Origin of the sequence: Flavobacterium sp. 28YEA47A (assembly GCF_041262125.1) — a bacterium.
Lineage (GTDB): Bacteria > Bacteroidota > Bacteroidia > Flavobacteriales > Flavobacteriaceae > Flavobacterium.
On record NZ_JBGCCI010000007.1, the window covers coordinates 38,398 to 55,978 of the forward strand.

A 17,581-nucleotide genomic window follows, 5' to 3' on the forward strand; every position below is an offset into this window, starting at 1 on the left:
TTTATGATTTTCCTTCAACCAGAATTTAACCTACCACTGTGTCGTCAATAATCTCCCATTTTTTCATATCCAATATGATTTCTGTAGAACCAAATCGTAGCCTGCCAATAATTAATTCCCAGACACAATTTTCTTCCTCATTTTCGGGCAACGTGATTTTATGTATACTGACAGGCATTTTATAGTTAACCAATTTTATATCTTCTGCATGGAATTCTTCAAGTTTTGTCCTTGCAAAAGTTTTGTAATCGTCTAAATGAACAGTTAATAGTTCCAATAAAAAATCAATTTGCGTTGCTTTCAGCTTTGTGATTTTAACGGTGTTTTCATTTCCGCCGTGTATTCTTAATTCTTTATTAATGGGAGACAAAAGTTTCTTTAGTTCTTCCCTTTTTAAATCTGCCATTTTTATTGATTAATGTGTATAATAACGAATGACCGACTGATTTTTATTGATTTCTACATAGTCAGACGAAACAAGTTCAGTGCCGCAATCCAGTTCTTCAATTGAGAAATAAGTAGGCGTCGTGTTTTGCGTTTGGCTTCGGGCTTCTTCCCAACAGCCTACGAACCAATTCTCATAAATTTCATTTTTTTCTTCGTTATACTCGTCCATCATGTCTTCCCATTCATCTGTATCGTCTTCCAGATTTTCTTCCAACTCGTCCATTTCATCCATCACATCTTCTGATTTTGAATGGTATTCATTCAGGTCGTTGAACAAAAGACTGATAGGTTCCGTAATGGTCAGGCCTCTGGCATTGGAACCAAAAAACACTATTGAAAACCATTCGTGACGGTATTCGAAATTAAAGGAGGCAATATCGCTTTTTTCGTAAGTAGGCAACATCGTAATAGCTGTTCCGTTGAGTATTTGTATAAGCTCTTCAGTAATTTTAGGGCTTCTTGCTTTTAATGTTGCTTGCAACATTGTATTCAGTTCTTTGAGTTCTTTTAATTGTTCCATTTTATTTTTAATAGATAGGATATTTATTTGTAGGGACAAACCGGAATCCTTTCAAACCATATTCGGTTATTTTATTTTTCAGCGCTTCGCTTACGGTCACGCTATGCAATAGGTTGTGAATGGTAAAAATGTCTTCATTAATGCTGTCTTTTTTAACCACTAATTTCCGTACACGGCGTATTTTTTTATCACTCAGCATAAACAAGTCCGATTGTTCGTAATCAACACAATCGATTTCTTTATTGACTTTCATCAAAAAGATTTCCATCGATTCTTCCCATTTGATGTGGTGCACTGTTACGGGTACAAATTCCAAGTGCGGAATATTTAAAGACAAGAAAAAATCTTTGGCTTTGGCGGAAATACCATAATGTCCTGAAATAAAATCAGTGTCGAACTCGCCCTGATAGTAGGTTTTAGGAAAAGGTTTGCCTTCCATTGCCCGTTCTAAATTGCCATCGGCTTCCCAGCTTACATATTTATCCCCGGGATTGATGTCATGTTCTAGGATATAGTAATGCATCGTTTGCTTGTTTCTGTTTTTTTGATTCTGAGTCTTAATTCAAATTACGAATTTTATAATTCCAGTTTAAATGATTCTCCTTCTACAAATTTCCCTTTTGATTGTGTTATTTTGATTTTCTGCTCTGCTGTATAGCCTAATGTCTCACCACTTTTAAATGTAACATTGCTTTTGATGACATAAGCGCAAATTTCACTTAAAAAAGTGTGCAATTCTCTTAAGCTCATAGGGGCGTTTACAAACTCCATTTCCAGTTTGTCAAAAGCGGTCAATCCGTAAGAATAGGCACTATTGGTTTGCTCTCCTCTTCGGACACCTATGTAAATCCATAAATCGAGTGGAATCCGGTCAGATTTTAAGGCTTCAGCACTGTCAAGATATTGTGCTTTAGGAATAAGTAGAGATTGAGTGCCTTGGTATACTCCAATACAATTACTTGTTGCGAGGATAGCCGTTAGTACTTTTGTCAAAATCGCAAAGCGCTCTTTAGCGGTAGTGTTATTCGATAATATGGTTACAAGACCGTGTACATTGTGATTTTCCAGGTCTTTTACTGCAGTTGGCCAATTATAAGCATATTGTGCAGCTCCTTTAATATCGCCCATAGGGATTTGTGCAGCTATTGTTGCCAATACTACTGTTTCGCCCTGAATAGAAAAACTTGCCGACTCTGCAGATTTATCGATATCCGTTACATCAATGCCCCAATCGGATTTGAGGTATGCTATTATCTTATCGATATCAAACCTTTCATCATTGTTAAACATTGGCATTGCAAGCAATAAGTTGCTTTTAACAGTTTCTTCCTGTTTTTCTTTCTTTTTAAAAAATCCCATTTATGATATGTTTTAATAGTTTGTTTCTTTTGTATTATTCATAAATTTCAAGCGATTCTAAGCTGATTTTCTCTAAATCCACGGTGTCTGTTTTTCTTTAAAAAAGACTTGAAACTCCGGCTAACAGTTATAATTTAAAAAAGAAATATACAACCGCCACCCATTCTTTTTTGATTCCTTTGGCATAACCAATAGTGCTACGGCTGGCATTCTCAATCGTTCCGTCATCTTTGATATAGCCCAGAGTGGATCGGCTGCTGTTTTCAACGGTTCCGTCGCTCTTTACATAACCAACTGTAGATCGGCTTTTGTTTTCGATAGTACCATCACTTTTAATATAGCCAATAGTGCTTCGGCTACTGTTTTCAATGGTGCCATCGTTTTTAATATAACCAACTGTTGAATGGCTGCTGTTTTCAATAGTTCCGTCACTTTTAATGTAACCAATAGTGCTACGGCTGCCGGATTCGATAGTCTGTGCCTTGGTAATTGTAAAAATTAGTAAGGCAATGATAAGGAGTGCTGCTTTTTTCATTTCTTAAAAATAGTGTTATAATTATGAATATATTATTTTATTTTGAGTCAGTTGCTGTTTACTGTCCTAAAAAATCTTCAGAATGACCCAAATATAGAAGAAAGAAAAGTCAGTATGATATTAAATTAAGCAACGTAGCTTTTTGGGATATTAACGTTGAATAGCTGAGGTTAATCGTTTGAATAGTTTTTTTTTGCAGACAAATATTTTTTAGTCGACTAGGTTTATACAGTAAGATTTAAAATTTCCTATATTTACGCAAACTAGAATTATATGCTACGAGCCGTTGTCATTGATGATATTGAGCGTATTAGAAAAGAAAATATCGCGATTATAAAATCAAACTGTCCGAATATTTCAATAATCGGACAGGCAGAATCAGTTGAGTCGGGTGTGAAATTAATAAAGCTCACTTCTCCTGACCTTGTTTTTCTTGATGTCGAAATGTCTGACGGAACGGGCTTTGATCTGCTTCAAAAACTAAAACCGATTCAGTTTAAAGTCATTTTTATCACAGGCTATGAGGATTTTGCAATCCGGGCATTCCGATTTTCGGCCATTGACTATCTGCTGAAGCCGCTTGATGCAGTAGAATTAGTGGATGCTGTGAAAAAAGCGCAGGAATCATTCGGCAATGAAGTTTTCGATACGAAACTCAATAACCTGTTTGCTAATATCGAACGTCCGAAGAATCTCCAAAAACTGATACTTAAAACAGCTGATAAAATCTATTCAGTCAATATACAGGATATCGTAAGCTGCGAAGCCGATAAAAATTATACAACTTTTAATTTCATCAATGCGCCAAAGCTTATTGTTTCTACCAACCTCAAGGAATACGAAACAATGCTGGTGCCTTATAATTTTTTCCGAACTCACAAGTCGCATCTGGTCAATATGGCCTATTTCGACCATTTTATAAAGTCAGATGGTGGTAATACAATCGTAATGCAAAACAAGCTTACGGTGCCTTTATCAGTACGCAAAAAAGAAGAATTTCTTTTGCTGCTCGAAAATATGTAGGATACTTTAGTTTAAAAAACACTTCTTCTTTCATTACAAACGATAATCCTGTAAAACGTTACGCAGGTTCATCGGTCAAAATTTTCATTTCTTTTTGATTTAGTATTGCAATGCAGTTCTGGAATGATTTGATTTTCAGTTGCTGTACAAACTTAACTTAATTACAACCTAAATCAATTTAAATGAAAACAACAGTACGCATTTTTGGAATCTTTATCATTTTGTTTGTGTTACTCGCAAGTTCTGCGTCAATCTGGAGATCTCAGCGAGATAAGGATGAACTTCGTGAAAGTCAGGAATTGATTGCTCAGGCACAGCAAAGCCTTACCTTAATGAAAGAAGAAGTCAAGAACATGACGGGCGAATCGAAAGTAGAAATGGAAAATCAAATTGCTGAAGCAGAATCAGGTATTAAAAAACTTCCGTCTGAATCTACTTTTACAATTGTACAGGTATTGTTTGGGGCTTCTATGGTTTTATCAATAGTATTTGGAGTATTTCTTTTCCGTCCGAATTTGAAATCGTCAAAGACGTTGCTTGTAATGTCTATTCTGCTTTTACTAGCCACTTATTTTATTTCGCCTGACATAGAAGGAGGAAAATATTCAGGGTTTTCAAACAGAACATTGGCACTTATTACAGGAATCCCTCTTATTGTTTTAGCGCTATTTGCTTTCTGGATTGCTAAGAAAAAGAATGTAGAAAGTTTGCGTAATGGTCGCTAAACGAATCAATAACTGCTTAATATTTAATCTTATGAAACTTAAAAATGTAATGTTTGGTCTGGTGATTGCACTGGCGGTATCCTGTGGGTCAAAAGAAACTAAAGAAAACAATGCGGCTGCTACAGATAGCACTGCTACGGCCACTGAAGCGACTGAAACAAAAGCTCCTGCATCTGTAAAAGAAACCCTGACAAAAGTCTGGGTATTAAATGATATTGATTACAACGTGGGCCTTAATGCAGCTAAGGACAAAGAAGCATACAAGGCACAGCTTGAAAAAGTGTTAGCTGACATGAAAGGGAAAAGCGAATTAAACCTGAGTGCTGATGGAAAAGTTACTGTTGAAATGATGGATCATACCAATGCCATCAAAAATTACACTGGTAAATGGTCGCTTACTGATGAGGATAAAACTCTAAACGTAATGCCGGAAGGCGCACTGGATCCATTTCAATGGACAATTTGGGAAATTAGTCCGGAAAGCTTGTCGTTATTGATAAATAACACGACAATGAAATTCGTCCCTAAAAAATAAAACAACAACATCTTACTTAATTCACTGATGAGCCATAACCGAAAGGTTGTGGTTTTTTCAGATTGTTTCAATTTTTAAGACCTATACAAAACATCTAAAATGAAAAAAATCCTATTTATCATGCTTTTGGCAATGAGTGCTACAAGTCATGCACAACTTTCGGCCTTTATCAACGGGAAGGCAATCAAAGAAGGAGCAAGCGTCTCTAAAAATGATCTTGCATCGTTGCAGGTTGGTTTTAAGAACCCGAAAAAAGTCACGATTATTTCCGGAGTGAGCGTACTCTATGTTCAGCTTCTTGATGCAAATAAAAAAAACATCCAGACTTTTTATCTCCAAAAAGATGGGTATGTTGCCATCGAAGATTTTTTTAAGAGTAACACACCAACAAAAAAATTTAAAGTATTTGGTGAAGAAGGTTTTTTGGGTGATGGTAATACGCTTGATTGGACATTGTCATCAGCTGTTGGGCAAGAAACCCAGAAAACGATACAGGTAAAAGTCGGATTGTATGTTGCTGAAGAAACAGGCTACAGACAATACGGGCAACGTGTAAATTTGTTGGAGCCTATGACATTCAATGTGCCAATTTGGGATGCAAAAAATGTTACTATGCCATTCCTTGACCTTGCAATCGATAAGACCAATATAGCGGGTGATATGGATACCAAGCAAAACGGAATGCTGGGCAGAGAAGGAACTGAGATTGGGTATCAGCTTCGTGAAAAGAACAAAATATGGTATACTGCTTTTGCTCTTGATAGTGATAAATATCCAGGTCTGAATGCCAAAGAAGTGGCAGACGATTTTATCCATGCCGGGACATACTATGCTAATTATAACCAGATGAATGATAAAAGGCCATTTAAGGATTATGATATCCAGAAATATACATTGCCATGGGATCATATCAACGATTTGCTGGATTCGAAAAACAGGCTTTCTAAGCTTTCATATCGTGTAAACAAAGCAGCCAAGAATAGCAACCTGATGAATATGTTTGAAACAGTTACTATCAATGGTATGAAAGGTTATGCATTCAAAACCAATACGGATGAGCGTGAGCATATTAATGCAACCAATTGGACTCCAAAAGGCAACTTTGTTATTTACATTCTGGAACATCCAACTAATCCAAAGCTGACTCTTATCATTTCAAGCTCTGTAAAAAATAACGGAAATACTCTGGAAGAGACCGATGCGCTTCTCCAGACTTTTATCAATAGCATCAAAAAGTAATAATAATAGTAAAAGTTTGTTTAAAACCGCAGTTGCCTACTGCGGTTTTTTATTTAATAAAAATACCTGATAGTGCTTTATTCTTATTTTTGTTAAGACAACAAACAGAAGTTTTATCAATATAACTATGATCAGACATTTTTTTCTTATCCTGTTCTTTAGCTCATTTGTCGTATATGGGCAAAATTCAGTAAAGGCAAGCAAAGAAAGCCTTAAATTAAAAAAGGAAATCTTTCAGATTATAAAAGAAAACGCTTTGTATACAGACTCTTTGGATTGGAAGAAAATTAAAGACGAATATGAGACAGTTACATTAAGTGAAAATGATTCTGTCAGTCAGAGTATATTATTTAAATTTTTTACTGAAAAACTAAGACAGGCGGGAGATCACCATTCTTTTTTTGTTTCAAAGAAGACCATGTCAGCCAAAAAGCAAATTACGGATCATGAACAGCCTAAAGGTAAATACTTGGGAGACCATATCGGATTGATAAAAGTGCCTCGCTGTGTGATATTTGATGCTGAAAAAGATCTGGCATTTGCCAATACGATACGGGAAGAAATTAAAAGTGTAGATAGTACAAACGATATTACCGGATGGATAGTTGACTTGCGTCATAATTCAGGCGGCAATATGTGGCCCATGCTTGCAGGTTTGAATGCATTAATAGAGGATGGAGAAGTGGGTTACTTTGTTTATCCTGCATCAAATTATAAAATGCCTTGGTTAAGCGAAAATGGGTACCTGTTGTCTAAAAAGTCAAAAGTCAACGATTATAAAATAAAAGACAGGCAGCTAAAAATTGCCGTGCTTATAGATTCATTAACCGCAAGTAGTGGAGAAATGACTGCTATTTCATTTCTTGGAATTCCTAACGTAAAAACATTTGGACAACCATCAGCAGGATATACCACTTCAAATGGTACGTTTCCTTTATCAAACGGATCACATCTGTATTTGGCAACAAGTCATGCGGCTGACCGGACAGGAAAAGTATATAAAGAGAAAATTTTCCCAGATGTAACAGTTGAGGACAATTCAAATACAAAAGAAGATGAGGTGATTGAAGAAGCGAAGAAATGGATAAGGCAATGATTTAGTAATTGTATCAGGCTGTTTTTCTTCAGAAAAATGAAAAAATAAGTTTTACATATTAAAAAAGGGAAGGATAAAAATCCTTCCCTTTTTTAGTGATAAGAGATTTGAAATTCTAACTTCATCACATCATAAATCTTCTATTGTTAATTTTTTACTTCGGGCGATTTCCAAAAATAAGCAGGATCGTGAGTAATAGCATTATTTTTCAAATACTTATTGCTGTCTTTATCAAAACCAGTAGGAATTAGCGAAATATATTGTAAATCGGTATCTGCCTGTCTGTATCTGCTTTCTGTATTGAACTGACTTTTATTGGTGCATTGGATCCAATATAAGTTTTTAGCCATGTAATTATCCAAATACCAGATTTTGGTTACTTTCGTTTCGGTATTTAACTTTAAGGATTGGTTGCTAATTAATCGTTCTCTAACTTCTTCAATACTCAGCAGATTGTTATTTTCGTCCATAACATAAGCGCCATGAGAAGGATCCATCCAAAGCCATTTTTTTAGCGTCTCAGAATATACACTATTAATAACATGGCAGTCGGTGTCCGTATCGTCTTTTGGCATGCAGGTTACATAGCGTGATTTAAAACCCATTGCCAGATACATTTCATTTAATGTCATAGCCTTGTGTCGGCAATTGATGCCCTTGCCTGTTGCCTTATGGTAGTTGTAAAAATCAATGGCATCAAATTCACACAAAGCCCAATTCGTTCCGTCATACTTAATGCTATTGGTAACAAACAACATGATATTAATTATTTTTGAAACTTCATCACCTTTTCCGGCTATGGAGTCCAGGTTGAAATATCGTTTCACTTCTTTTAGATTATGATCGTTTGCGGTCTGGTAGTTAAACGCAGGCAAAGAAGAACCTTTGTTTTCTGATATATACTTGCCAGATTGTTGTAATAGGAATAACTTGTCGTATTGCTTTAATTGGCTAAATGCTTTTATGAATTTTTTCTCTTTTCGAATGTTGGTAAGGTCTGTATCATTTAGAGCATTCTGATAATCTTTATAGCCCCAAACTATTGCTTTTTCAAAACTAGTAATTGCTTGTTTTTTTTCATTTAGCAACGATTGTAAACAAGCTAAATTATAGTAAACATTAGCATATACATCTTTGATGATAGGCTGAAATTCCTGCTTTTCTTTTTCGGTTAATTTTAAATTGTCTAGTGTAGTAGCAACTGTACTTAATACTGTGGCTGCTTGCTGGTATTTCTTTTCGGAATAATGTGTGCTATACTCGACTTGTGCTTTTTGTAAGTCTGAAAGGAATGTGTTCCAAGTTGGTGAATTGGTTTGTGCAAATGAGCTGAATGCAAAAAATGCTGCCAAAAATAAGGTAGGCAAAAGTTTCATGGGCTGTTTCTGTTTTTTGATGATTGATTTTACAAATATGATTTTTTTTAAACTCTTTTGCAATAAGACGAGGCTCTTTTTGAAATGTAACAGAGTAGTGTGTAAAATAAAAAAGGTGTAGGTTTTTAACGTGTAAATTTTTGTAGGTGACAAAAGATTAGCGCTGCCCCAACCGGATAAGGTAGTGCTAAAACAAAACCAAAACCTTTCAGGACTTTGTAAAATGCAAAAAGCCGAAACGTAAGTTTCGGCTTTGTCTTGGTGGGCGATGAGGGATTCGAACCCCCGACCCTCTGGGTGTAAACCAGATGCTCTGAACCAACTGAGCTAATCGCCCTGATTGCGAGTGCAAATATAGACTGTTTTTTTATATCTGCAAACAATATTCGTAAAAATTATAAAATTTCTGCAACTACAAATGTGCTTCCGCCTATGTAGATAAAATCAGTTTCAGAAGCATTTTCTAAAGCGATTTTGTAAGCATCTGCAACAGAGGAATATACTTTTCCGTTAAGTCCAAAGGTTGCTGCTTTTTCTTGTAATGCTGTTGCGTCTAGTCCGCGTGGAATATTTGGTCTGCAAAAATAATATTTGGCATTTTTGGGAAAAAGAGGCAGCACATCATCCAAATCTTTGTCATTTACAACACCTAAAACGATATGCAGTGCGTCAAATTTTTGGCGAGCAACCTGTTTCATGACAATTTCCAGTCCGTGTTTGTTATGTGCCGTATCGCAGATTACCATTGGAGCTTCTTTTAATTGCTGCCAACGGCCTTGCAATCCGGTGTTTTTGATCACGTTCCAGAATCCGTCTTTTATGTTTTCTTCAGAAATTATAAAATTACTTTGTGCTTGCAATACGCGGATGCTTTGCAGCACGGTTTTTTTGTTTTGTTCCTGATAATCTCCCGTAAGGGTAGAAGGGTAGGTACTGCTTACCAAATCAGAAGCAAAATATATTTCAGATTGCATTTCTGTTGCTTTCTTCTCAAATACGGGCTTTGTTTCTGTAGTATATTCCCCAATAACCACAGGTGTTTTTGATTTGATGATTCCTGCTTTTTCAAAAGCAATCTTTTCCATCGTATTGCCTAAAAACTGCACATGGTCCATCCCAATATTGGTAATGACAGAAACCAATGGCGAAATGATGTTAGTAGAGTCTAGCCGACCTCCCATGCCCACTTCGATAATGGCAACATCTACCTTTTCCTGGCGGAAATAATCAAATGCCAGCCCAACGGTCATTTCAAAAAAACTCAACTGGTTCTGTTCAAAAAAGGATTTGTTTGAAGTAATAAAATGCACTACAAAATCTTCTGAGATCTCCTTGCCGTCAATTTTTATTCTTTCCCGAAAATCTTTTAAATGCGGAGAAGTATAGAGTCCGGTTTTGTATCCGGCTTCCTGTAAAATAGAAGCCAGGAAATGGGATGTAGATCCTTTTCCGTTAGTTCCTGCTACATGGATTGTTTTGATGTTCTTTTCCGGATTATGAAGATGGTCCGCTAATAAAATTGTATTGGTCAGGTCTTCTTTGTAAGCCGAAGCACCTTGTTTTTGGTACATTGGCAACTGGCTGAACATCCAGTCTAAAGTTTCAGAATAAGTCATCGGGAGATGAGTTTCAGTGTAATTTAGTTTAAGCCGAAGTTATAGATAATTTTACCAACCTGACGATCAGGAGCATTGTCGCTAGCCTGCCATTTGGTTCTCATGGCGGCTTGTTTTGCCTGATCTCTTAAACATTTGGCTGTGATAGTAGTTCCTTTAATTCCGGCAGTAGCACTAATGGTGTTGCCGTTTTTATCTACAGATACTTCAACGACGACAATTCCAGTTTCATTACTACAATCACTGTTAGGCGTTGGTTTTGACAAGGCTTTTCGGTTTCCTAAAGAATAGCCGCCTCCGCTTCCACCGCCAGAACCCGGTCCGCTTCCGGGACCATTACCAGGTCCGTTACCCGGGCCATTTCCGCCTCCGGTTCCACCACCTGAGCCGCCATCACCATAGTAATTGTTGGAATTTTTATCGCCATTCAGCTTTCCTTTGTTTCCGGACACTCCGTCGTCGCCATCGCCACCTTTGTTAGAACCGCCCAAAATGCTGGAAAGTGCATCATTTGTAGATTTTGATGGTTTTTTGACTTCAACCTGAGTAATAGTAGGTTTTTTGACTTCTGACTTGACAGGCTTTTTTGTTTCTGTAACAGAAACAGCATCCTCGTCGGAGTTCTGTGTCAAAATATCTTCTTGTGAACTAGCTGTTGGCTGTGGCGCTGATTTTGTTGCTTGGGTTACTTTTAAAACCTCGCTTGTATAATCAGCACCAGAACCAAACTCGCTGTCGCCAAAATTTACGGTCACACCTCCGCCTCCGCCTCCGGCAAGTTCTTGAATTCTTTCCTCGGTAGCAAATTTGATCAGAAACAAAAGCAATAGCAGCAACGCAAACAAAGCTGTTGTGATGGCTAAAGACTTTTTTTGTTCGTCAGAAAGGGTGATATTCATAATTTTTGCGAATTATACTCGATAAAGATAACGCAATTATCGAAAAAATGTTATCTAAATACTATCAATAATTAGACCAGCTGTTTCAAGGCAATTTCGAAAGCAGTCGCACTGATATTTTTCTTGTCAGCATTTAGGTCGTGAGCTTTTTGTATTGCATTTTTGATGGTTTCAGAAGTATCGTTGAAGATAGCTTCGTCTGTCATCTGTACTTTTTTCTCCATGAAATAAGCAAATACTCTTGCCATTCCGCAGTTTGAAATAAAGTCAGGAATCAGGCTTATCTTTTTGTCGGCAGCTTCCATAATAGGACCAAAGAAAATCTCCTTATCTGCAAATGGAACGTTAGCGCCACATGAAATTACTTCCAGTCCGGCAGCAGCCATATTGTCTAATTGCTCTTGAGTAACTAATCTTGAAGCAGCGCATGGAGTAAAGATTTCAGCACCTATTGTCCATATCTTTTTGTTGATTTCTTCAAAAGGAATCATGTTGTCAGCTACAAGCTGGTTGCCGTTTTTGTTAACGAATAAATTTCTGATTTCTTCAAAAGTAAAACCGTTTTCATTGATAACACCGCCATCTCTGTCAATGATACCTACGATTTTTGCTCCTGAATTAGCCAAATAATAAGCTGCAGCAGAACCTACGTTTCCAAATCCCTGAACAATAGCTTTTTTTCCTTTGATACTTCCACCGTAGATGTCATAGAAATGACGTACTGCTTCTGCCACACCAAAACCAGTAATCATGTCGGCTACTGTATATTTTTGGTTTACATCAGGAGAATAGATAGGGTTTTCAATAACTTTCACAACACCCTGACGCAATTGTCCAATTCTATTGATTTTATCAGCTTCACTTGGCTTGAAATGTCCGTTGAAAACACCTTCCTGCGGATGCCATACACCACATTCTTCTGTCATTGGAATTACCTCATGGATTTCATCAACGTTTAAATCGCCTCCGGTTCCATAATAGCTTTTCAATAAAGGAGAAACTGCCTTATACCATCTTTGTAAAACGCCTTTTTTTCTTGGATCGTTCGGGTCGAAATTGATACCGGATTTAGCTCCGCCAATTGCAGGCCCTGAAACTGAAAATTTTACCTCCATGGTTTTTGCCAAAGAGAGAACCTCATTCACATCAAGCCCTTTTCTCATTCTTGTTCCGCCACCGGCAGCACCGCCGCGAAGAGAGTTGATTACTGTCCATCCTTCCGCTTCAGTTTCGGCATCTTTCCAGTTGAATATTATTTCAGGTTCTTTATTCTCAAATTTCTTAAGTAAATCTTTCATTATATTGTATTATTTGTCTGTTGTTTTTTATTGGTTTGCAAATATAGTTTTAAAAGCATCAATGCACAAAGTTTTAGGAATTCCGTTTAAGGCAGGAATATTTTTCCGGAACTGTGATCGTGTTTGGCTCCGGTCACGCTAGCCAATACATTCACTTCATTTCGCAGTTTTAAAATGCCAAGTAAGGCAAAAATCAAGGCTTCTTTATATTCTACTGTTTTGCCGTCAGGTACTTTGAATGTTATTTCTGGTAAATGGAAAGCCATTCGTTCCAGCAAGAACTCATTATACGCTCCGCCTCCGGTTGCTAAAATAGTTCCTGTTTTTTTAGGAAGCGCCAATGAGGTCTGTATGGCGACATGCTCTACAAATGTCCGTAACTTATCTGTTATGGAAATGTCATGTTTTTCCATCATAGGCAATACGGTTGTTTTTACAAATTCATAGCCTAAGGATTTAGGATAGGCTTTAGTGTAAAAATCAATGCTGTTAAGTTCTTGTAATAAAGGTTCAGAAATACTTCCACTTCGGGCAATCATTCCTTTGTTGTCATATTCGTGACCTAACAAGCCTGCATAGAAATTCAGAACTGTATTTACCGGAGAAATATCAAAAGCGATTCTTTTGCCATCCTGTTCAAATGAAATATTGGAAAAGCCGCCAAGATTCAGGCAGAAATCATATTCCGGAAACAAAAAACGATCGCCTATAGGAACTAAAGGAGCTCCTTGTCCGCCATATTCCACATCCTGCACGCGGAAATCGCAGATTATTTTCTGATTGGTAAGTTTTGCTATTTCTGGAAGGTTTCCAATCTGTAGGGTAAATCCATTTTGAGGCTGGTGCAGAATTGTATGTCCGTGAGAACATACTCCATCCAGATTTTCCAATTGATTTGCTTTAATGAAATCAGAAATTATGTTCCCTAATAATAAGGTATACTCCTTATTTAGTTTTTCGAGTTCTTCCTGGGAAAAATCCACGGCTCTTTTTAGTCTGGAAACCCAATCTTCTGTATAGGGAACCGCTTTGGTTTCCTTGATTTGATACTGCCAGCAGTTTTCCAGCCTATGAAAAATTATATGGGCCAGGTCGATGCCATCCAAGGATGTGCCTGACATAACTCCGATAACGTTATAGTTTTCTTTAGCCATAGCGCCAAAATTAGGTAATCTTATTGAAAATTTGATATTTAATATTTACATTTGGGCGCAAAAAAACAATAAAACGGCAAATAATACCTTTACAAATTATGGATTTTAAACTAACCGAAGAACATCTGATGATTCAGCAAGCAGCTAGAGATTTTGCTCAGGCAGAGCTGCTTCCGGGTGTAATTGAAAGAGACGAACATTCAAAATTTCCAACTGAACAAGTCAAAATGATGGCTGATCTAGGTTTTCTTGGGATGATGGTTGACCCTAAATATGGAGGGGCTGGTCTTGATAGCGTTTCTTACGTTTTAGCAATGAAAGAGATTGCAAAAGTAGATGCTTCGGCAGCAGTCGTAATGTCTGTAAACAATTCACTTGTTTGTGCGGGTATTGAGAAATATTGTAACGAAGAACAAAAACAAAAATACCTTGTGCCTTTGGCTAAAGGTGAAGTTATCGGAGCTTTCTGTCTTTCTGAACCAGAAGCAGGTAGTGATGCGACTTCTCAAAAAACAACAGCAATTGATAAAGGTGACCATTATCTTTTGAATGGCACAAAAAACTGGATTACAAACGGAGCTACGGCTTCTACTTATATTGTAATTGCTCAAACCGATATTGAAAAAGGACACAAAGGAATCAATGCATTTCTTGTTGAAAAAGGATGGGCTGGTTTTGAAATTGGCCCGAAAGAGCAAAAAATGGGAATTCGTGGATCTGATACGCATTCTTTGATGTTCACAGATGTAAAAGTTCCTAAAGAAAACAGAATCGGAGAAGAAGGTTTCGGATTCAATTTTGCAATGGCGGTATTGAATGGCGGAAGAATCGGAATCGCTTCTCAGGCACTTGGAATCGCAACAGGAGCTTATGAACTGGCATTGAAATACTCTAAAGAAAGAAAAGCGTTTGGAAAAGAAATCTCCAAGCACCAGGCTATTGCTTTTAAATTGGCAGATATGGCAACTCAGATTAGCGCAGCAGAATTGCTATGCCTGAAAGCAGCTTCTGAAAAAGATGCCGGACAAGACATTTCACAATCAGGAGCGATGGCGAAATTATTTGCTTCTCAAACTGCAATGGATACTACTATTGAAGCGGTACAAATTCATGGTGGTAACGGATATGTAAGAGAATACCATGTAGAAAGAATGATGCGTGATGCAAAAATCACTCAGATATATGAAGGAACTTCAGAAATTCAAAGAATTGTAATTTCAAGAAGCATCCTGAATGCTTAAGTTTTGCCAGAGTTTGGCGTTTAAAAAATCCAGCAGTTTCTGCTGGATTTTTTTTTAACAGATTATTTTAAAATAGTATCTTTATCCTCATGAGTCAGAAACCGAAATCTTTAAAAGTAAAAGTTATTGTAGGATATTTATTGCTTTTTGTGATAGCCGCTTTGTCGGTCTGGTTTATCTATTCTGAAATCCTAAAAATTGCCACTCCTAGCAATGACGCCAATGCGGACAACCAAAAGGTAATCCGTGTCAGTAATGCTATTGCCAGTTTGTATGCTTCTGAAACTGTGGGAAGAAATTCGATATTGACAGGCTCTAAGGCTGATCTTAACGAATATACCAAGCTGCTTGACAGTATAAAATTAGAAATTGAGGCTATAAAATCGGAAGCCGATAAAACACAGCTTCCTAAGCTGGATACGATTCAGTACTTGCTTCAGAGAAAGAAAAACAGTATCAATGAAATTATAAAGTTTCGGAAAGATCTTGATACAAAGGTTACTTATAGAAAAGCCGAAAGAAAGGTGTACACTACAAAAGACTCATTGGTCAAAAAAATAAAACCGGTGCAGTTTTCAGGAAGGCAACAATACAGGTCGTTTTTAAATGAAGTGCTTACGAAAAGACAGCTGGATTCTTTGAGTAAGCTACCGCTTTCTAACGATTCGCTTATGATTGCGATTCAAAGGGGCATGCGAAAAATGGCTGCAAGAGAGCTTGAAACGCAATATGAATTGGCAGGAAAGGAGCAGAAAATGCTTGATGAAAACCGATATATTTCAGATCAACTCCGAACGGTTCTGTCTTCTTTAGAAAAACAGATGTTGGAAAATTCATATGCAAAAATCAATGAATCCAAACTCGCCATCGATAATACTATTCAGACGATTGCATGGGTTGGGGCCATAACATTCTGTCTGCTGATTATTTTTGGATATATTATCATAAGAGACATTACTATAAATCAAAATTACAGAAATCAGCTTGAGAGCCTGAATGCTGAAAAAGAAGACCTGCTTCGAAGCAAAATGATGCTTTTGGCTACTGTTACACATGATATACAGACGCCACTGGGAAGCGTTATCGGTTTTTCTGACCTGCTAAAAAACACCAATATTAATCCGAAACAAGAACAATATCTTGACAACATAAAGCATTCCTCAAATTATATATTAAAGCTAGTCAATGATTTGGTGGATTTCTCAAAATTGGAAAATAACCGCATCAATGTTGAAAAAGTCAGTTTTAATTTTAAAGATCTGATTGAAAGTACCTGTAAGCCATTAGGACCGAATGCGGAAAATAAAGGCATTGAGCTTAACTGGGATGTTGAAGAAGTACTCGATGATAATTTTGTGTCAGATCCCTATAGGCTCAAGCAAATTTTAACCAACCTGATTTCAAACGCTATAAAATTTACCCAGGAAGGTTCTGTTGAGGTTCATGCTAAAGTAGAATCAGATACTATTGTTGTTTCTGTAATCGATACGGGAATAGGGATTGCAAAAAACAAGCAGAAAGCGGTTTTTAAAGAATTTACCCAGGCACATGCCGGGATAGAAAAGAAATTTGGCGGAACAGGTCTGGGATTGACGATTGCCAAAAGAATGCTACAGCTTTTAGACGGCGATATCATATTAGATAGTGAAGAAAATCAAGGGTCAATATTTACGATTACGATTCCGGCTATAAAATCAGGAGCAGAAGCTATTGAGACTGCGGTTCCAAGTTTGGATTCAGAAGCAGAATTTTTAAAAGACAAAAGGATTCTTATTGTCGATGACGATGCGATGCAGCTTTCGTTAATGAAGGAGATTTTCTCCAATTATCCTGTAAAAATAACTACGTTGGTCGATGCTGCCAAAGTGAGGGATTTATTAGAACATGAGCAATTTGATCTTGTTTTAAGCGACATTCAAATGCCTAACATTGATGGATTTGAGTTGGTAAGGATTATCCGCAATAACAACAACCAGCAAATAGCTTCTATTCCGGTAATTGCTCTATCAGGAAAGAGAAATCTTAATCCGGAAGATTTTACAAGCAAAGGTTTTACTGCATTCCATCCAAAACCATTGCGATTGGAAGAACTTCTGTTTCTTATGAAATCCATATTCGATGGGAAGCCTGTAGATATTGGAGTTCAGGTTGCCGAAGCCAGAAAAGATGAAAAGCTATTTGATTTGACGAGCCTGAATAAGTTTACCCAAAACGATCCGGTTTCTTTAAAGCTAATTGTGGATACGTTTATTATGAGCGTTTCAGAAAATACGGAAGCGTTACGACAGGCTACTTGTGAAATGAACGTAATAAGGATGTCGGAAATAGCCCATAAGATGATTCCGATGCTCAAGCAAATGGAAGTATATACAATTTCGGACCTGTTAGAACCGATAGAAGATCAAAGTCTGGAATATAGTAAGGAAGAAATGGAAAAATATGTAGAGAGTATTTTCCAAAAGCTATCAATTTTAATTTCTGAATTGGAGAAGGAAATTAGTTAAAGAGGTTCTGAGGT

The 17,581-nt window shown here is 37.0% G+C and carries 17 protein-coding genes and 1 tRNA gene; 7 read left to right on the forward strand and 11 right to left on the reverse strand.

From position 1 onward, the window contains the following. Positions 1-25 precede the first annotated feature (25 nt). The 5 genes from ABH942_RS11190 to ABH942_RS11210 form a co-directional block, all read right to left on the reverse strand. Entirely contained in the window at positions 26-406 is a 381-nt protein-coding gene (locus ABH942_RS11190) for a hypothetical protein (RefSeq protein ID WP_370031995.1), read from the reverse strand. Positions 407-415: 9 nt separating this feature from the next. Further along, a complete protein-coding gene (locus ABH942_RS11195; protein ID WP_370031997.1) occupies positions 416-967 on the reverse strand; it encodes a hypothetical protein in 552 nt (183 codons plus the stop codon). Between the two features lie 7 nt (positions 968-974). Then, the gene (locus ABH942_RS11200) at positions 975-1,529 is read right to left on the reverse strand and encodes an imm11 family protein (RefSeq protein WP_370032342.1); all 555 of its coding nucleotides are present in this window, start codon (positions 1,527-1,529) and stop codon (positions 975-977) included. Between the two features lie 14 nt (positions 1,530-1,543). Next, positions 1,544-2,326: a DUF4261 domain-containing protein gene (locus tag ABH942_RS11205; RefSeq protein WP_370031999.1), complete on the reverse strand. Its 783-nt coding sequence runs from the start codon at positions 2,324-2,326 to the stop codon at positions 1,544-1,546. Between the two features lie 127 nt (positions 2,327-2,453). Beyond that, the gene (locus ABH942_RS11210) at positions 2,454-2,861 is read right to left on the reverse strand and encodes a 5-fold beta-flower protein (RefSeq protein ID WP_370032001.1); all 408 of its coding nucleotides are present in this window, start codon (positions 2,859-2,861) and stop codon (positions 2,454-2,456) included. Between the two features lie 273 nt (positions 2,862-3,134). On the opposite strand from ABH942_RS11210, the gene ABH942_RS11215 reads away from it, so the two are divergent. The 5 genes from ABH942_RS11215 to ABH942_RS11235 all read left to right on the forward strand — a co-directional run bounded on the left by ABH942_RS11215 (position 3,135) and on the right by ABH942_RS11235 (position 7,479). Next, the gene (locus ABH942_RS11215; protein ID WP_370032002.1) at positions 3,135-3,884 is read left to right on the forward strand and encodes a LytR/AlgR family response regulator transcription factor; all 750 of its coding nucleotides are present in this window, start codon (positions 3,135-3,137) and stop codon (positions 3,882-3,884) included. Positions 3,885-4,066: 182 nt separating this feature from the next. Further along, complete coding sequence (locus ABH942_RS11220) at positions 4,067-4,609, forward strand: hypothetical protein (RefSeq protein WP_370032004.1); 543 nt, start codon at positions 4,067-4,069, stop codon at positions 4,607-4,609. A 31-nt stretch (positions 4,610-4,640) separates the two neighbouring features. Further along, positions 4,641-5,144 (forward strand): hypothetical protein, encoded by a 504-nt coding sequence (locus tag ABH942_RS11225; RefSeq protein WP_370032005.1) that lies wholly within the window; start codon positions 4,641-4,643, stop codon positions 5,142-5,144. A gap of 99 nt (positions 5,145-5,243) precedes the next feature. Beyond that, positions 5,244-6,383, forward strand: coding sequence for a hypothetical protein (locus ABH942_RS11230; protein ID WP_370032007.1), 1,140 nt, complete (start codon positions 5,244-5,246; stop codon positions 6,381-6,383). A gap of 127 nt (positions 6,384-6,510) precedes the next feature. Continuing rightward, positions 6,511-7,479: a S41 family peptidase gene (locus ABH942_RS11235; protein ID WP_370032009.1), complete on the forward strand. Its 969-nt coding sequence runs from the start codon at positions 6,511-6,513 to the stop codon at positions 7,477-7,479. 146 nt (positions 7,480-7,625) lie between these two features. Here ABH942_RS11235 and ABH942_RS11240 read toward each other — a convergent pair whose 3' ends face one another. From ABH942_RS11240 to ABH942_RS11265, 6 genes are all read right to left on the reverse strand, one after another. Further along, a complete protein-coding gene (locus ABH942_RS11240; protein ID WP_370032011.1) occupies positions 7,626-8,855 on the reverse strand; it encodes a transglutaminase-like domain-containing protein in 1,230 nt (409 codons plus the stop codon). Positions 8,856-9,114: 259 nt separating this feature from the next. Beyond that, a tRNA-Val gene (locus ABH942_RS11245) sits at positions 9,115-9,192 on the reverse strand. A 58-nt stretch (positions 9,193-9,250) separates the two neighbouring features. Further along, positions 9,251-10,471, reverse strand: a complete 1,221-nt coding sequence (locus ABH942_RS11250; RefSeq protein ID WP_370032012.1) for a folylpolyglutamate synthase/dihydrofolate synthase family protein — start codon at positions 10,469-10,471, stop codon at positions 9,251-9,253. 23 nt (positions 10,472-10,494) lie between these two features. Continuing rightward, positions 10,495-11,370 carry an energy transducer TonB gene (locus tag ABH942_RS11255; RefSeq protein WP_370032014.1) on the reverse strand — a complete coding sequence of 292 codons (876 nt, stop codon included), beginning with the start codon at positions 11,368-11,370 and terminating at the stop codon, positions 10,495-10,497. 71 nt (positions 11,371-11,441) lie between these two features. Next, complete coding sequence (locus ABH942_RS11260; RefSeq protein WP_370032016.1) at positions 11,442-12,668, reverse strand: Glu/Leu/Phe/Val dehydrogenase dimerization domain-containing protein; 1,227 nt, start codon at positions 12,666-12,668, stop codon at positions 11,442-11,444. An 86-nt stretch (positions 12,669-12,754) separates the two neighbouring features. Next, complete coding sequence (locus tag ABH942_RS11265; protein ID WP_370032017.1) at positions 12,755-13,822, reverse strand: anhydro-N-acetylmuramic acid kinase; 1,068 nt, start codon at positions 13,820-13,822, stop codon at positions 12,755-12,757. A 98-nt stretch (positions 13,823-13,920) separates the two neighbouring features. On the opposite strand from ABH942_RS11265, the gene ABH942_RS11270 reads away from it, so the two are divergent. Then, positions 13,921-15,063: an acyl-CoA dehydrogenase gene (locus ABH942_RS11270; RefSeq protein WP_370032019.1), complete on the forward strand. Its 1,143-nt coding sequence runs from the start codon at positions 13,921-13,923 to the stop codon at positions 15,061-15,063. 89 nt (positions 15,064-15,152) lie between these two features. Then, on the forward strand, positions 15,153-17,567 hold the full coding sequence (locus tag ABH942_RS11275; protein ID WP_370032021.1) for an ATP-binding protein: 2,415 nt from the start codon (positions 15,153-15,155) through the stop codon (positions 17,565-17,567). Positions 17,568-17,581 lie beyond the last annotated feature (14 nt).

Coding starts and splice junctions, on each gene's coding strand:
- ABH942_RS11270 (WP_370032019.1), top strand. CDS start 13,921: ATGGATTTTAAACTAACCGAAGAACATCTGATGATTCAGCAAGCAGCT.
- ABH942_RS11275 (WP_370032021.1), top strand. CDS start 15,153: ATGAGTCAGAAACCGAAATCTTTAAAAGTAAAAGTTATTGTAGGATAT.
- ABH942_RS11235 (WP_370032009.1), top strand. CDS start 6,511: ATGATCAGACATTTTTTTCTTATCCTGTTCTTTAGCTCATTTGTCGTA.
- ABH942_RS11215 (WP_370032002.1), top strand. CDS start 3,135: ATGCTACGAGCCGTTGTCATTGATGATATTGAGCGTATTAGAAAAGAA.
- ABH942_RS11255 (WP_370032014.1), bottom strand. CDS start 11,370: ATGAATATCACCCTTTCTGACGAACAAAAAAAGTCTTTAGCCATCACA.
- ABH942_RS11250 (WP_370032012.1), bottom strand. CDS start 10,471: ATGACTTATTCTGAAACTTTAGACTGGATGTTCAGCCAGTTGCCAATG.
- ABH942_RS11230 (WP_370032007.1), top strand. CDS start 5,244: ATGAAAAAAATCCTATTTATCATGCTTTTGGCAATGAGTGCTACAAGT.
- ABH942_RS11195 (WP_370031997.1), bottom strand. CDS start 967: ATGGAACAATTAAAAGAACTCAAAGAACTGAATACAATGTTGCAAGCA.
- ABH942_RS11225 (WP_370032005.1), top strand. CDS start 4,641: ATGAAACTTAAAAATGTAATGTTTGGTCTGGTGATTGCACTGGCGGTA.
- ABH942_RS11210 (WP_370032001.1), bottom strand. CDS start 2,861: ATGAAAAAAGCAGCACTCCTTATCATTGCCTTACTAATTTTTACAATT.
- ABH942_RS11260 (WP_370032016.1), bottom strand. CDS start 12,668: ATGAAAGATTTACTTAAGAAATTTGAGAATAAAGAACCTGAAATAATA.
- ABH942_RS11190 (WP_370031995.1), bottom strand. CDS start 406: ATGGCAGATTTAAAAAGGGAAGAACTAAAGAAACTTTTGTCTCCCATT.
- ABH942_RS11265 (WP_370032017.1), bottom strand. CDS start 13,822: ATGGCTAAAGAAAACTATAACGTTATCGGAGTTATGTCAGGCACATCC.
- ABH942_RS11205 (WP_370031999.1), bottom strand. CDS start 2,326: ATGGGATTTTTTAAAAAGAAAGAAAAACAGGAAGAAACTGTTAAAAGC.
- ABH942_RS11220 (WP_370032004.1), top strand. CDS start 4,067: ATGAAAACAACAGTACGCATTTTTGGAATCTTTATCATTTTGTTTGTG.
- ABH942_RS11240 (WP_370032011.1), bottom strand. CDS start 8,855: ATGAAACTTTTGCCTACCTTATTTTTGGCAGCATTTTTTGCATTCAGC.